This is a genomic window from Rhizobium rhizogenes NBRC 13257, from assembly GCF_000696095.1.
GTDB classification, from domain to species: domain Bacteria; phylum Pseudomonadota; class Alphaproteobacteria; order Rhizobiales; family Rhizobiaceae; genus Rhizobium; species Rhizobium rhizogenes.
The window spans coordinates 332,214-345,957 of sequence record NZ_BAYX01000005.1 but is presented as its reverse complement, the minus strand read 5'-3'; the positions used below and the strand labels follow the sequence as shown (position 1 = coordinate 345,957).

Annotated in this window: 10 protein-coding genes; 6 read left to right on the top strand and 4 right to left on the bottom strand. The window is 58.0% G+C overall.

From position 1 onward, the window contains the following. Positions 1–52: 52 nt before the first annotated feature. From RRH01S_RS13545 to RRH01S_RS13530, 4 genes are read right to left on the bottom strand one after another with little or no spacing between them, the layout of a single operon-like run. On the bottom strand, positions 53–1,255 hold the full coding sequence (locus RRH01S_RS13545; protein WP_012650443.1) for an FkbM family methyltransferase: 1,203 nt from the start codon (positions 1,253–1,255) through the stop codon (positions 53–55). Then, positions 1,252–2,613 (bottom strand): glycosyltransferase family 4 protein, encoded by a 1,362-nt coding sequence (locus RRH01S_RS13540; RefSeq protein WP_012650442.1) that lies wholly within the window; start codon positions 2,611–2,613, stop codon positions 1,252–1,254. The genes RRH01S_RS13545 and RRH01S_RS13540 overlap by 4 nt, the downstream gene beginning before the upstream one ends. After that, positions 2,610–4,739 carry a capsule polysaccharide biogenesis protein gene (locus RRH01S_RS13535; RefSeq protein ID WP_042472063.1) on the bottom strand — a complete coding sequence of 710 codons (2,130 nt, stop codon included), beginning with the start codon at positions 4,737–4,739 and terminating at the stop codon, positions 2,610–2,612. Before RRH01S_RS13535 ends, RRH01S_RS13540 begins: the two co-directional genes overlap by 4 nt. 21 nt (positions 4,740–4,760) lie before the next feature. Beyond that, complete coding sequence (locus tag RRH01S_RS13530) at positions 4,761–6,191, bottom strand: capsular biosynthesis protein (protein WP_041723622.1); 1,431 nt, start codon at positions 6,189–6,191, stop codon at positions 4,761–4,763. Between the two features lie 354 nt (positions 6,192–6,545). On the opposite strand from RRH01S_RS13530, the gene RRH01S_RS13525 reads away from it, so the two are divergent. From RRH01S_RS13525 to RRH01S_RS13500, 6 genes are all read left to right on the top strand, one after another. Next, positions 6,546–7,751, top strand: a complete 1,206-nt coding sequence (locus RRH01S_RS13525; RefSeq protein ID WP_012650439.1) for a KpsE/RkpR family capsule polysaccharide export protein — start codon at positions 6,546–6,548, stop codon at positions 7,749–7,751. Continuing rightward, on the top strand, positions 7,748–8,479 hold the full coding sequence (locus RRH01S_RS13520; RefSeq protein WP_007697941.1) for an ABC transporter ATP-binding protein: 732 nt from the start codon (positions 7,748–7,750) through the stop codon (positions 8,477–8,479). Before RRH01S_RS13525 ends, RRH01S_RS13520 begins: the two co-directional genes overlap by 4 nt. A 661-nt stretch (positions 8,480–9,140) precedes the next feature. Further along, positions 9,141–10,154, top strand: a complete 1,014-nt coding sequence (locus RRH01S_RS13515) for a helix-turn-helix transcriptional regulator (RefSeq protein WP_007697943.1) — start codon at positions 9,141–9,143, stop codon at positions 10,152–10,154. Positions 10,155–10,374: 220 nt separating this feature from the next. Further along, complete coding sequence (locus RRH01S_RS13510; protein ID WP_229202641.1) at positions 10,375–11,382, top strand: polysaccharide biosynthesis/export family protein; 1,008 nt, start codon at positions 10,375–10,377, stop codon at positions 11,380–11,382. Positions 11,383–11,509: 127 nt separating this feature from the next. Further along, on the top strand, positions 11,510–12,373 hold the full coding sequence (locus RRH01S_RS13505) for an FkbM family methyltransferase (RefSeq protein ID WP_110924625.1): 864 nt from the start codon (positions 11,510–11,512) through the stop codon (positions 12,371–12,373). Positions 12,374–12,414: 41 nt separating this feature from the next. Further along, on the top strand, positions 12,415–13,740 hold the full coding sequence (locus tag RRH01S_RS13500) for a glycosyltransferase family 4 protein (RefSeq protein ID WP_229202642.1): 1,326 nt from the start codon (positions 12,415–12,417) through the stop codon (positions 13,738–13,740). Positions 13,741–13,744 lie beyond the last annotated feature (4 nt).

Below are 13,744 nucleotides of genomic sequence, written 5' to 3'. Positions count from 1 at the left end.
TATCAAGCACCGACGATCCGGCATCCCCGACGAACCCGGACGCGGCAGCTGGTTAGAGCGCAGCCTCCTTTACGCGGCTTCGCTTGGCCTTCGGCTTCATCGCCTTCACTGAATTGTCAGCCGTCCTAGGCTCTGTCGGCACTCCTGGTTTCACAGCCAGGTCCACGCCGAAAGGCAGAAGGCGTTCACGCACCTGGTCCATACGATCCTCGTGAATGGCCAGAATATTCCCCACCTTGCCGATCGAGAACTCCAGGTCGAGTTCAGTGGCTGTCTCTACCTGCGTCACCTGCTCCCGGGCACTGCTCCAGATGCTGTAGCCCAGTTCAGACAGGCGCCGGTGAATCGAGCCCGGCGTTGTTTTCGACAAGACTGCGAGCATGTCGCGATTGATCTCCATCAACAGCGTCGGCTTATGCGCGGTGAGCGTGCGTTTTGCGCCATCGAGGAAAAGGCCTTCGGCTCCCTCGATGTCCACTTTCATAGCGTCTGGTCGCATACCGCCGATCACCCGGTCGAGCGTCTCCACTTCGACCGACCGGTTGGTTTTCGCGGTGTCGCTGTCGGCAACCAACCTCGTCGCACCGGCGTTACTTGTATCCTCGGCATTGCTGAGCCGCATTTCTCCCGGCCCGTCGGCAAGAGCCTGCTGACGGACGCTGACTCGGTCGGCGAATCCATTCTCCCGGATAGAGCGATTGAAGAGCTCCCACAGCTTCGGCAGCGGCTCGAAGGCAAGTATTTTGCCTCTGAACCCCGGGCGTGCGGCCACGGAGAGCGAATAATAACCGACATTGCCGCCGACATCGACGAAGTGTCCATCATCTGGCACGATCGCCTTGATCAGGTCGACGTCGAATTTCTCATACTCGCCGCTCATGATCCCGAAGGAAATATGGTACTGCCGGAGGTCGAGATACAATTTGAAATTGTACTTCGTCTCGAAGAGCACGAAGATCGATTTCGGAATGAAATTGTTGAAAAGCAACTCGCCATGCCGATGGTGAAACTCGCCCGAGGACAAAAAGCGTTTGCGATGCTCCTCCAGCGGAATATCGGTGAGCTGTAGGAGATTTTTGGCTATGGCATCCCTTTCGTCTTCGTTGAGCGGACGACCGAGGATGAATTTGTAGCAGTTTTCAATATCGTAGTAGCTGGTCACAGTGCTGGCCCTTCCTCCTGCTGGCGACGTGAAAATGTCCCGTTCCTTTTTGATGCGGCTATCGCCCCTTGCTGAATTCATCTTGATGTTCATGACAACGCTCCAAATGACATCGCGGGCGAACGCTGCGGCGCGCGCTGTGCGGAATAGCGGCGCGCCGCGACGTCACTTTCGATGAGGGTTTCTAGGTCGGCGAAATGCATATCCCATCGATTCGCGGCGCTTGCTCTCGTCCGGCGCAGCGGCGAGGCTGCGATCGCATCCACCGCCGCGCGCCAATTGAGACCGTCGAGCGGGTTCAGGAAGATCGCCTCGTCGATGCCGGCGGCCTCGCGATGCGATGCAATATTGGAAGCGATGACCGGTGTGCGCAGTGCCAGCGCTTCGGTGATCGGCATGCCGTATCCTTCCGCGAAGGATGGCGCGAGTAGCGCGGCGGCGCCGGAAACGAGCCGTGCCAATGCGGCGTCTTCCAGTCCCGGCACCTCGATCACGAGGCCTGGCAAGGCAGGGCAACGTTCGAGCATTGCGAGGATGTGGCTGTTCTCCCACCCTCTTTTCCCAACGATCACCAGGCGCGGCGCTTTGGGACCGTCGCGCTCGGCAAGGTACTGCCAGAGGCTGAGCAACAACATATGGTTCTTGCGCGGTTCGATTGTTCCAAGCGTGACGAAATAGGGATTTTGAGGGCGCTCGATATCTTGCGGCGGCTTCAGGAAGCACTGTTCGACGCCCGGCGGCAGAACGGCGATCGAGGGCAATTTCCGATTGCTTTCCTGAGCATAGGTGCGTAGCGCGCGGGCAGTGACCTGTGAGTTGCAGAGGACGAGCGCGGCATGCTGCAATACCGTGTCCATCCTGCGGCGATGCCGTTCCGGTTCTTCTGGCCGGACAAACTCAGGATGGGACAAGGGAATGAGGTCATGCACATAGAATATGCCATTGCGGCCCGTTTCCCTGAGCCAGGAAAAAGCGGAGGTTCGCTCGAGGCGACTGTGGGAGACATGCATGAATGAGGCGTCGCGGGGCACCGGCAGGCCATGGGAGAAATGGGTGGTGACCATGCGCGCAAGCTTGCGCAATTTGCGGGAAGGGGCGTCGATCCCCTTCGGCGCAGTCGCCGGTTGCCAGGAAATCTTGCCGTCGATCGCGGCGAAGATTTTCTCCAAAAGAGCAGTCTGGGAGGATGAGAGCTCGGTGGTGGCCCAGCGGTCGTTGAGGGTGGAGATCAGGCTATCCGCCCGCCCGGCTCCAACGGATATTGCCCCATGATAACCGGTTTCGATGAATGATGGTGCCTGCGAAAGCTGGATGTCATTCGATGGCGCAGCTTGTTTGCGGCGCTCGTTAAGCCAGAGCGCATAGTGGAGTTCGTAACGATCAATACCGGTCGGCGTCGGGCAATGCGCCCGCTCAATGAGCCGGGAAATATCCATGACGACAGATTTCATCGCAGCCTTCTTACTCCGGATATGTGGATCATATGGGCCAGCCATCGGCGCCTTGAGGGGTCAGGCGCGGTGCCCTGGCGGGCGCGGTACAATTCGGCAATGACATCTTCCACCTCGCAAGGCAGGTCGGCGATATTCGACCAATAGTGCGGGTAGAGGATAAGCGTACCGGCCACGAGCGCATCGAGGCTCAAGGTCCGCTTGCGTCGAAGCGAGACGACGGCATCGTTGGTCAGACCCCAGCCGGCGTAGAAAGGCAGGCCGTAGCACCATACCGACCGTTCCCGCAGAAGCGCTTCGAAGCCGATCTGCGAAGTCGCGGCATGGACTTCAGCGGCCGCGTGCAGCAGGCCGTTCAGATCGACATTGCCGACGACCAGGTCGGCGATGTCGTGCGGCGGCCGGCTTCGGCCCGGATGCATGAACGGTTCAGCGAGGAGATCCGGATGCTGTTTGTAAACGATGAATGCATCGGGGCGTGCGCGCCGGACGGCTCTCAGAAGCTCGGTATCGGAATCATGGCTTGCCATGCCGAGCTGCAGCGAGGCGTCGTTCGGTACCTGTCCGGCCACGAGAACGATAGATCGTCCCTTGGCTTGCTCCCGGTAGTCGGGGGAGGGCTGCGCCGGTAAGTTATACTTGGTGATCCCTGTCGAAACGATGGCGCAACGAAGCCTTCTCGCGCGCTCGAGGAGAGCGTTGTCGAAGTCCGCGGTGCTCAGAATGGTTTCGAGCCTGCTCGGCTTGGACGCATCGAAATAAATGCCCTCGGCATCGAAGCAGAGCGAGGAGGGCGGGACGAGCGATGTTCCGAGCCCGGCGGAGCGGATAAAGCCGTCTTCCACCCGAATAATCGGCCGCCGTCTTCCCTGCGTCCATAAGGTGCTTTCCTCAGGCGGAGCGCTGTTGCCCCACAATACGATCTTGTCCGCCGCCTGGATCTGGGCAACCGTAGGCCGGTTCGTGAACTGCACCTGCGACGATGGGCTCGTCAGGTAACGGCGCAGGACCGAGCGCTTATGCAGCGCGAAATTGAGGCAGAGATAGCGACCGGACAGCGAAGACGCGCGCCGGCGCCATTCCAGCAGCCGCTCGACAGCGTGTTCTGCTTGGACTGGCTGGCGCGTTACCGGGTCGACATACAGACTATATTGAAGAAGCATCGCATGGGCGAGCTCGTCGATACCGACGCGGCGGGTCCGGCGGGCACGCGCAGCGGTCGCGACAATGCTGTCGGCACGGTCCTGTGTCAGGCCCCATCCGGCATAGGCCGGCATGCCGAATGTTACGACGGTCATGCCGCGCAGCAGCGCATCCAGACCGAGCTGGCTGGAGACCGTCCAGACTTCATCGACGATATCAAGGATCGAATGGGGAGAAATGGCGCTGTCGATGAGCTGGATACGGCTATCTCGCGTATGCGACGCCAGATAGCCGCGCGCACGGCCGGCCACGACATCGGGGTGGCTCTTGACGATGATGTCCGCGTTGCTCTCGGCGCGCGCGGCATTCCACATCCTCAGGAATGTTTTGGCATCGGCACCTGAGCCGGCGATGGAACGGTCACCGACGACCTGGTCCACCAGCAGGATGCGCTTGCGGCGCGTGGGCCGCAGCGAGATGTTCCCTTCGGGCAGATGGTTGTATTTGGAAAGCCGCTCATGGACGATCCATTCACGCAGTTTTTTTGCCCGTGCCAGATCGGTGCCGGGCGTCCCGTTCTGCAGCAATGTCTCCAGCCGGGACGCCGTGTGAGCCGAGAAATGAATGCCAAGATCATCCGCGATCAGGGAGACCGAGGGGGCTCCAGCCTTGCCGAGACCCACGGAGCGCAGGAAGCCGTCTTCCAAGGTCCAGTAGGGAAGCTTGCGCATGTGCGCGTAGCGGCGGGCGATGCGTGCAAGCGGCTTGTCGCCCCAGCCAACCACGCCGTCGGCTGTTCCTCTCGCAAGTTCGATCGGCTGAAGCGATGCGCCGAGCGTGGAGCCGATCAACGGGAAACGCCAGCGCGTTGGAAGGAAGGCGAGAAGTCGCGCATCCGTCGGCGGCAGCCAGAACGCACGCTCGTTCTGTTCCGCCCGCGCCGGCCGCTCCTCATTGGGAAAAAGTGTGTAATCTGAAAACATCCGCAATCTCCCGATCCCACATCACGTTCCGCTGCGACCGCCGAAATCCGGCTGTTCCAGCAGAGTTATGTTGTCCGGGTGCAGGAAAGCGACCGTCTTCGCGCCGGCAGCGGACGGAAGCTGCGCGCGAATGCGCTGTACGACGCGTTCGGCGGTATCTTCGATATAGGTGCGGAGATAGAAGCTGCCGTTGATGAGGCTTTGACGATACATGTGGCGTACGAATTGCTGCACACGCTCCTTTTGTGGAGCGATCGGGTTTTGCCAGAAGTCGTCTATGGCCGCAGCAGATAGCGCATCATTCCTGGGCAGGCTCGCAAGCCCTTCGGCGCCATAGAAGGTATCGCCGAGGGCGAGAAGCGGCTTTCCGTGGTTGAGCGCGAGAAGACCGGACGTGCTGTTGACGGTGATGAGGCCGAGAGAATGGCGGATGAGTAGGCCGATCGATCCGTCGTCGAGCACCTGCACGCGGTCCTCGCATTTGCAGAGCATGGCCAGTTGCTTCACGAAGGGCCGATAGCTCTTGTGTCCGCGGTCCATGGGATGAATCTTGAAGACCAGTTGATGCGCCGGGTCCGCGCGGCGGGCGAAGGATCTGATCGTCTCGGTGATCAGCCGTTCCATCGTCCATCCACGGCCATGGCTGAGAAGCTGTTGATCGTCATGGACCTGCAGTGCGACGACGAAGTAACGGCCTTCCTGGTTCTCGATCAGATCGACCGTCAGATTGTTGTTCCTGGGGTAGTAGCGCAGTTTGCGATAGAAATTGCGCGTCCAAAGGATCACTTCCGACAATATCGCCCGGTTGCGGTGATGCTCATTGCCAAAAAAGAATGGAGCACCCAGCGCCTTCACCACATAATAGGCGATCCCCTCCATCGCCATCGACCGGAATAGGTTGCCGCGCATCATTTCCGCCGGCTCCAAAGGTGTTTCCGCATCGCCTGCCGGGGGCGCGTCGATGCGTAGTGGCGATCGGGCATTGTTGCCGCCCCACTCGCAGGAAATGAAATGGGGGCGGGCATAGCCCTCTTCGAAACAAAGCACAGGCACGCCCAGCTGCTTCGCGACATCAATGGCCGTCCGGTGGTACGGGCGGCAGTCGCCGAAGAGCACAATGACCAGCGGCGCGTCTCTTTTGATGAAGGCCGTCAGCCAATTCGCCCAGGCATCGGTCGTGCCGCAGAAGTTCACGGCGCCTTTACCGTGGGAAAACAGCCAGTCGCCGCCGTTGAAATTGACCTTCAGCGTATCGTAGCCGCCGGCGGCGAGAGCCCTGGCCAAAGTGTTGAAGAACGGGCCTACCGGCCCCTGCAGGAGGAGAACGATGGACTTCGATGCGGACGTGTTGCCCGTGGGCGATCGGGAGTGATTGATCGCTCTGAAGTTCATGTGATCGCGCAGGTTTACGAAATTGCTGCCGCGATCAGAGACTCCTCCGAACTTTCCCATTCCGAATTCCTTGAACAGCAATGAAGGATCAGCGGCTAAGTGGCTGACATTTATTGCTGCGACATTTTACCCACGCCATACGGATCACGCCGCCAAAGTATTAATTGCGACAGGACGCCATCTATTTGAAATTATAAAGAGAAAATCTCTATTGATCGCGAAATATATTTGACTTTAAAAGGATATATGGGAACCTATCGCCAAAATTCGCGTCTCTTTCCGTATTGTACAGGCGAGAGACATGATGATTTGGCATGAGCGAGATGGGAGGCTTTCTGACGTCTTGAAGATGACCCCGGAAAACTACAGATATCCCCCCATTATTCTCCGTGAGAGAGATTTGACGGCCCTCATATGACGCGCATTGAGAACAACAGGGAGTTCGCCGATTTCGTAACGCTGGTAACCGTGCGCTCGTCCGCCACGGCTTCCGGCGGAAATGTGAGTTGGTGGAGCGCACGCGCACGCTGGCTACGATCGCATCTGCTGCTGCTTTTTATGCTGGTGATCCCCGGAATGCTCGGCGCGATCTACTACGCCTTCATCAGTGCGGAGCAGTATGTTTCCGAGACGCAGTTCGTGGTTCGCAGTCCCAACCGGAACGCGGCGGGCCTGCTCAGCGGCTTCCTGCAAAGCACGGGCTTCGTGCGGGCGCAGGACGACAGTTATATTGTCAGCGAGTTCATGATGTCGCGTGCGGCTGTGGACGAGCTCGCCACAAAGAACGGTTTGAAGGATATCATGTCCCGCCCCGAGGCGGACTTCCTCAACCGGTATCCGTTGCCATGGACCGTGGCGAATAATGAGGAGCTGTTTCAGCACTACAAGAATTTCGTCAAGGTCGATACCAACAGCAGCAGCGGCGTGACAACACTGGAGGTATATGCCTTCCGGGCAGAAGACTCCTTTAGTCTCGCCAATGCCCTGCTTCAGCATGCCGAAGAGCTCATCAACCAACTTAACGACCGCGCGCGAGGGGATGCCATCCGCTACGCGCAGGTCGAGCTGACCGACAGCGAGGGCAGGCTACAATCCACGCAAAAGAACCTGACGGATTTCCGTAACCGCGAAACGCTCATCGATCCGACCAAGCAGTCGGCGGCCGCGCTCGACTTGATTGCGCGGCTTTCGGACGATGTTGCCGATAGCAAGGCTCGACTGGCGGCTCTTGACGATCAGGCGCCCCAGAGCCCGCAAGGAGATGCATTGCGGGCGCGGGTGACCGCGATGGAGCGCCAGGTCAGCGACGAACGGGCGCGGGTCGTGGGTAGCGACAGTTCGATGGCGCCGCGCATCGCGCAGTACGAGCAACTTCTTCTGGAAAGGGAAATGGCGGCCAAGATGTTGGCTTCAGCGACCACCTCGCTGGAAAATGCCAAGATCGATGCGCAACGTCAGCAGCTTTATCTTGAGCGCATTTCCAATCCGAACCTGCCTGATCATCCCCTCTATCCTAAGCGCATCAAGTCGTTTCTGATGTTCCTGGCGATATGCGGCGCCTTCTACATGATCGTGCAGTTCTTTGTCTCCCAAGTTCTGGAACACGCGGCATCGGAATGAACAACATCCCCACCAGCCTCGCAGAGTTTACCGCACCGAAGGAGCCGCCGCAGAACGATGCTTCGGCGCTGCCGGAAGGGATCGTCGGCGTGTTCGACATCGTCAAGGAATACGAGGTTCATGGTCGCATGCGGCGCGTGCTTGATGGTATCAATTTCAAGATCTCGCGCGGGGAGAAGATCGCTGTCCTCGGCCACAACGGCGCCGGTAAATCCACCCTTGTGCGTCTGATCGCCGGGATAGAGGAACCTACCTCGGGCAAGATCGTGCGCAGCATGTCCATGTCCTGGCCCATCGCGCTCAGCGGCGGCTTCGGCGGATCGATGACGGGCTACGACTGCATGCGGTTTCTGTCGCGCGTCTATGACAAGCCTTTCGATGAAATCCGCGACATGGTGGAGGATTTCAGCGACCTCGGCAAATATCTGCGCATGCCGCTCAAGACCTATTCGTCCGGCATGCGCGCGCGACTGGCCTTCGGCATGTCGCTTGCCATCGACTTTGACTGCTATCTCATCGACGAGGTGATGGCGGTCGGCGACAAACGGTTTCAGACCCGTTCTTTCGAGGAACTTTTCGTCAAGCGGAAGGACCGCTCGATGATCGTCGTCGGCCATAACTTAAATGTGATCGCCGATATCTGCACCTCTGCACTGGTCCTGAAGAATGGTCGCGGCCGCGTTTTCGACGATGTCGAGTATGCTTTCCGTATCTATTCGACACTCTGATCGAATCACGATCAGGGATCACCGGTCTCGAACTTCCGAATTCTGCGCGCAAATCGTTTCAAAATGACACAGTATTCTTAGGCGATGGCCGTTTAGCCGTCTCCGATTGAAGCTTGCCATACAGGTGCATTTGAGATGGTGCATGGTCTGTCACGAATTTAGTCAAGTAAATTATACTAAATTAGCAAAATTGAAATTAATTCATTTTATAAGTGGTTGCTCATGATGACCGCTCTTGCAAGGAGCGAATCTATCGATGCTTTTACCCCTTTCGGCGGGCAACTGTTCTCGCCCGGATTTGACCTTGCATTTTAGCGATTCATTCTGCAACCTGTGACGGTTATTCGCAATATGAGCAAATACTTCAGTGGTCGTTTTTTGTCCGATGTCGTCTTAACGAAAAGTTCACGTCCTGCGGGAGAAGCCCAACGGCGCGAATGTGTATAACATTGTCATTATCTGTACTGTTCGGAAGAAATCTACTATGCTAATTTAACAGCGCTTAATGTAATTTAAGCTGAATGATTATGCCGTGTTAGGACGATTGAAGGAGTGCGCCTATGGTCTCACCCTTAAATGGAATCCGCGAAATCTGGCCTAAGTGAAAATCGAGTGCTTGCAATTGTTGGGATGCAACTTTAGATTTTGAGTAGGGTGGCAGATGACTATGTTGGGAAGAGTTGTCGAGCAATGCGTGGGCACCTTTGAGGTGTATTCTCGTGATGCGATTGTTCGCAATCTCGATGTTTTAGAGCCGAACTGGAAATGGACTGTGCCGTCGGATCCCGGCGGAGATTATTCCTTCAAGTTCAGCAAGCAGCCCCTCCAATCAGCGTCTATCATCAGCGCTGAGCATTCGGGCAGCCTAGAGGGGGTTGCCAAGCATGACATGCCTCGCGTCAGCATTGTCTTCGTCCTCGCGGGGGAGGTAGAGGCGCATGACAGGCGAACACGCAGGTCCGTGCGTATTTCCGCTAATAATGTCGCAAGTATCAGCGACCGGATGGGCAAGCGCCTGGAGATCAAGCCGAGGAGCTCCTGGCTGATGTTCCAGGTTCCGGAAGCCGTGCTGCGTCAGCATTTCGAGGAACTCACCGGCAGGCCCTATGTGCAGGAATTTGTTCTGTCTTCGGTCAGTTTTCGTCAGGGAGGGGCACAGGGATTGTATCAGACCCTGAGGCAGGCTGAGAAGGATCTCATGTCAGCCCGTCCGGCGGAAAGGGTCATGCTCGCCAAAGCTTATAACGAACTGGTGCTGGTCAAGCTTTTCGCAAAGCTGCCGCACAACCTGTCCGATGCATTCACCCGCGGGGCTTTGGAAACGGCGCCCCGTCAGCTTCTGAGGGCGGAAGCGTTCATGCGTGACAATTTGCACAATTCGATCATGCTGGAGGACCTCGCCAATGCCGCCAGCTGCAGCCCACGCGCGCTCCAGCGAATGTTCCGAACCTACCGGGGCGACACTCCGATGGGGATATTGTGCAATTACCGGCTTGCCGCCGCCCATGGCGCTATTAAAGGTGGTCATGCCGAGAGTATAACTGATCTTGCAATGAGTCTTCAGTTCTCGAATCCGGGCCGCTTTTCTGTCCTATACAAGCATGCGTATGGTTTCAGCCCTTCGTCGATCCTCCGTTTTACCCGGGAACGGAGTGACGAGGCCGGGATGGCATGATGCGCGTGCAGGTTAGGATAAGTCACAACTGTCTCTCTGCCGCTCGGGATTGGTAATGCAACTAAAAATTGGGATTTTCTGTGTTCTTGCCTGCCTTTTGACGGGTTGTGCGTTACCTGATTCTGGTCCGAAGACCTCACGGATATTGGAAGAAGCGGCCGGGCGAGCCTCGCCACCGTTTGCCTTGGTCGATGTCAATTCGCAGTCACTGATAAGAAATGTGGAACGCCCGCGCCTGAGCCTTGCTGCCAGATTTGGCGAGGGACCGCGCGATCCCGGCTTGCGCATCGCTGTGGGAGACGTGATTTCGGTCAATCTCTGGGAGGCGCCGCCCGGCAGCCTGTTCGGCACGGCTGCCAGCAGCACTGGCCAGCAACAGGCTTCCGGCAGCTCGGTGACCATTCCGCCCCAGGTGGTAAGCAGCGACCGGACTATCGGTATTCCCTATGTGGGCCGCATCAATGCTGCCGGACGCACGCCGGCGCAAGTCGAGAGCATGGTGGTAGCGGCGCTCGCCGGTAAGGCGGTGCAACCACAGGCGCTGGTGACAGTGCAGCAAAGCACGGCCAATACCGTGACCGTTACCGGTGAAGTTGCCGGCGGTGCGCGCGTAACACTATCGCCGGCGGGAGACCGCATACTGGATGTGATTGCCGCTGCGGGCGGATTGCGCGCTGGGGTCAGCGAGAGCGTGGTCTATTTGACGAGAAGGGGAGCAACCATGGCTCTCCCCTTCGAGACGATCGTCCAGTCGCCGCGAGAGAACATACGGCTGCGCCCGGAGGACGTGGTGACGGTGGTGCGTGAACCGAGGACCTTTACGATTCTTGGCGCGACCGGACAAAATGGGGAAGTGCCTTTCAGTTCGCAGCGCGTCACCATGGCAAATGCCGTGGCGCGCGCAGGCGGGCTGCAGGACAATCGAGCTGACGTGACGGGCGTATTCCTGCTCCGCTACGAACCACTTGATGTCGCGCGCAGGGTCGTTCCGCCGAATAATCCGCTTCTGCGCAGAGGGACCGCAGTTCCGATCGTCTACAGGTTCAATCTGAAGAACGCGGCGACGTTGCTGGCAATGCAGAGTTTCGAAATCCAGCCGCGTGACATCGTTTACGTGTCCAACGCGAGCTCGGTCGATGTGCAGAAGTTCATGGGCTTGTTCCAGGGCCTTACTTCACAGGCACTATCCGCCACATCCGTCGGCATATCCGCGGCAGCGGCGAATTGATGAATATCTCGTAATTCTAGTTTGCGTTTGAAGGGTATCGAGATGCGTGTACGAGCAGAATGGGGCCATCACCATGATGTCAGGCTTACGGACTGCTCTGCGTACCGGCTGGTCACGGAGAGTTGACATGAGTACGTCACCGCTGCTTCACCTTCACGAACTCATGGCGTTTGATCGGCGCCAGGCCGAGACAGCCATCCTGCAGCGTGTGACCAGCACCTATCTCGGTGACCACACGGCTCTGGTGCGCGTTCTCGGGCGCTACAAGCTTTATGTGGACACGCGCGACAGAGGCTTCGGCTCCCACATTCTGCTCGATGGTTTTTGGGAAATCTGGCTTACGCTCTTCTGTGCCCGCAACGTCAAACCCGGCATGACCGTCGTCGATGTCGGTGCGAATTTTGGATATTATTCCGTGCTTCTGGCCGAACTTGTCGGCGAGGAGGGCCAGCTTATAGCTGTCGAGCCCAATCCCCATGCGGCGGATTTCCTGAACCGTAGCGTCGACCTCAATGGCCTGTCCAGGCGAACGAAGATCGAGACTGCCGCTCTCGGCAATGTCAACGACGAATGGGCGCCGCTTTATATTCCCCGAAGCGAGCCGAAGAATGCATTGATCGTTTCCGATCGCTTTGTTCCGAACGCTGAAAGCGGCGCAGTGGTCCAGGTTCCAGTCACGACGCTGGATCGGCTTTGTGCCGCTTCCGCCCGGATCGATTTCATCAAGATCGATGCCGAGGGAGCGGAGGAGGCCATATTCGAGGGAATGAGCGAGACGATCGCTCGCCACAAGCCGATCATCGTCGTCGAATTCAACGCCGGGCGCTATGTCGACGCGGGCGGCTTTCTTGACCAATTGACCGCGGTCTACGGATCGCTCCGACGTCTCGATTTCAGCGGCGAAGCCGTGTTGGTCACGCGTGAGCAGCTTTTGACCGAGTATGGGGGCGACGATTCGCTTCTCGTCCTTTCCCGCGACAAGCCGACCTGAGGCCGCTGTCCAAATAGGCAATGATGGTGGGAGAGGTAAGAGTGGGTCAGACGATTCTTTACGACGGTCTCAACCTTTCACTCAAGAAAGGCACAGGTGTCGCCACCTATACCCGAAGCCTGATGTCCACGGCGCAGGCCCTCGGCTACAAGACCGGCGTCGTCCATGGCATTCAGGGAAATATTCCGCGCGATCCAATGTTGCGCGAAGTCATCCTGTTCGATGACAGCAGCGAGCGCCCGACAGGGCCACTTTTCACTGCCCGACGCTGGCTGCGACGGCGCATTGCCGCTCCGTTCGGCGTGAAGCCCGTACCCATTCCTCTGAACGGCACGGTCATCCTGAAGTCGCTTCAGGCACAACTTGGCGATTCCGGATTGCTCTACGCCTCGAACGACCTGTTCAATCTCGCACGTCATCATTTCAAGCGCTATGGCAACAATCTCGCCTTGAGCTTCGAGCAGCAGCCGGATCTGCTGCATTGTACCTATCCAATGCCGATTGCCGCGAAGAAAGCGTTGAATGTCTATACGATCCACGATCTCGTGCCGTTGCGGCTGCCTTATCTGACCGAGGACGACAAACGCTATCACTACAGGATGCTGCGGTCACTGGTGAAGCGGGCCGATCATATCATCACGGTTTCCGAGACATCCCGAGACGACATCATCAAAGTGCTGGGTGTAGACGAAAAGCGCGTCAGCAATACCTACCAGGCCGTCCAAGTGCCGGATGCGCTTCGCGCGAAGCCTGACGACGTGGTGGCCGACGAGATCGCCGGCATCTTCCATCTGGACTGGAAGGGATACTTCCTGTTTTTCGGCGCGTTCGAACCGAAGAAGAATATTGCGCGCCTGATTGAAGCTTACCTCGCCAGCAAGACGGATCTGCCGCTGATCATCGTCGGCGCCCCTGGCTGGAAAGGTGATGCAACGCAAGAGCTGATCGACGACGAGCGTTTTCGTTTCTTTCGGCGCGCCGATGATCGGATCATACCGCAGCGCCAGATCCAGCGCTTCGATTTCGTCTCCTATCCTTTGCTCATCAGCCTGATCAGGGGGGCGCGAGCGGTGCTTTTCCCCTCGCTTTACGAGGGCTTCGGATTGCCGGTGCTTGAATCCATGCAGTTGGGAACCCCGGTGCTCAGTTCGACGGAAGGATCCATTCCCGAGATTGCCGGCAAGGCCGCTTTGCTCGTCGACCCGTACAATACAGATGACATGCGCAAGGCCATATCCAGCCTCGCACAGGACGACGGACTTTGCTCGCATTTCGCCGAGGTTGGTCCGAAGCAGGCTGCTCGTTTTTCCGCGGACCGATACAATCAGCGGGTGGGCGAACTCTATGACACTCTCTTCCATGGATAGATCG

Coding starts and splice junctions, on each gene's coding strand:
- RRH01S_RS13530 (WP_041723622.1), bottom strand. CDS start 6,191: ATGGGAAAGTTCGGAGGAGTCTCTGATCGCGGCAGCAATTTCGTAAAC.
- RRH01S_RS13545 (WP_012650443.1), bottom strand. CDS start 1,255: ATGAACATCAAGATGAATTCAGCAAGGGGCGATAGCCGCATCAAAAAG.
- RRH01S_RS13515 (WP_007697943.1), top strand. CDS start 9,141: ATGACTATGTTGGGAAGAGTTGTCGAGCAATGCGTGGGCACCTTTGAG.
- RRH01S_RS13540 (WP_012650442.1), bottom strand. CDS start 2,613: ATGAAATCTGTCGTCATGGATATTTCCCGGCTCATTGAGCGGGCGCAT.
- RRH01S_RS13525 (WP_012650439.1), top strand. CDS start 6,546: ATGACGCGCATTGAGAACAACAGGGAGTTCGCCGATTTCGTAACGCTG.
- RRH01S_RS13505 (WP_110924625.1), top strand. CDS start 11,510: ATGAGTACGTCACCGCTGCTTCACCTTCACGAACTCATGGCGTTTGAT.
- RRH01S_RS13520 (WP_007697941.1), top strand. CDS start 7,748: ATGAACAACATCCCCACCAGCCTCGCAGAGTTTACCGCACCGAAGGAG.
- RRH01S_RS13535 (WP_042472063.1), bottom strand. CDS start 4,739: ATGTTTTCAGATTACACACTTTTTCCCAATGAGGAGCGGCCGGCGCGG.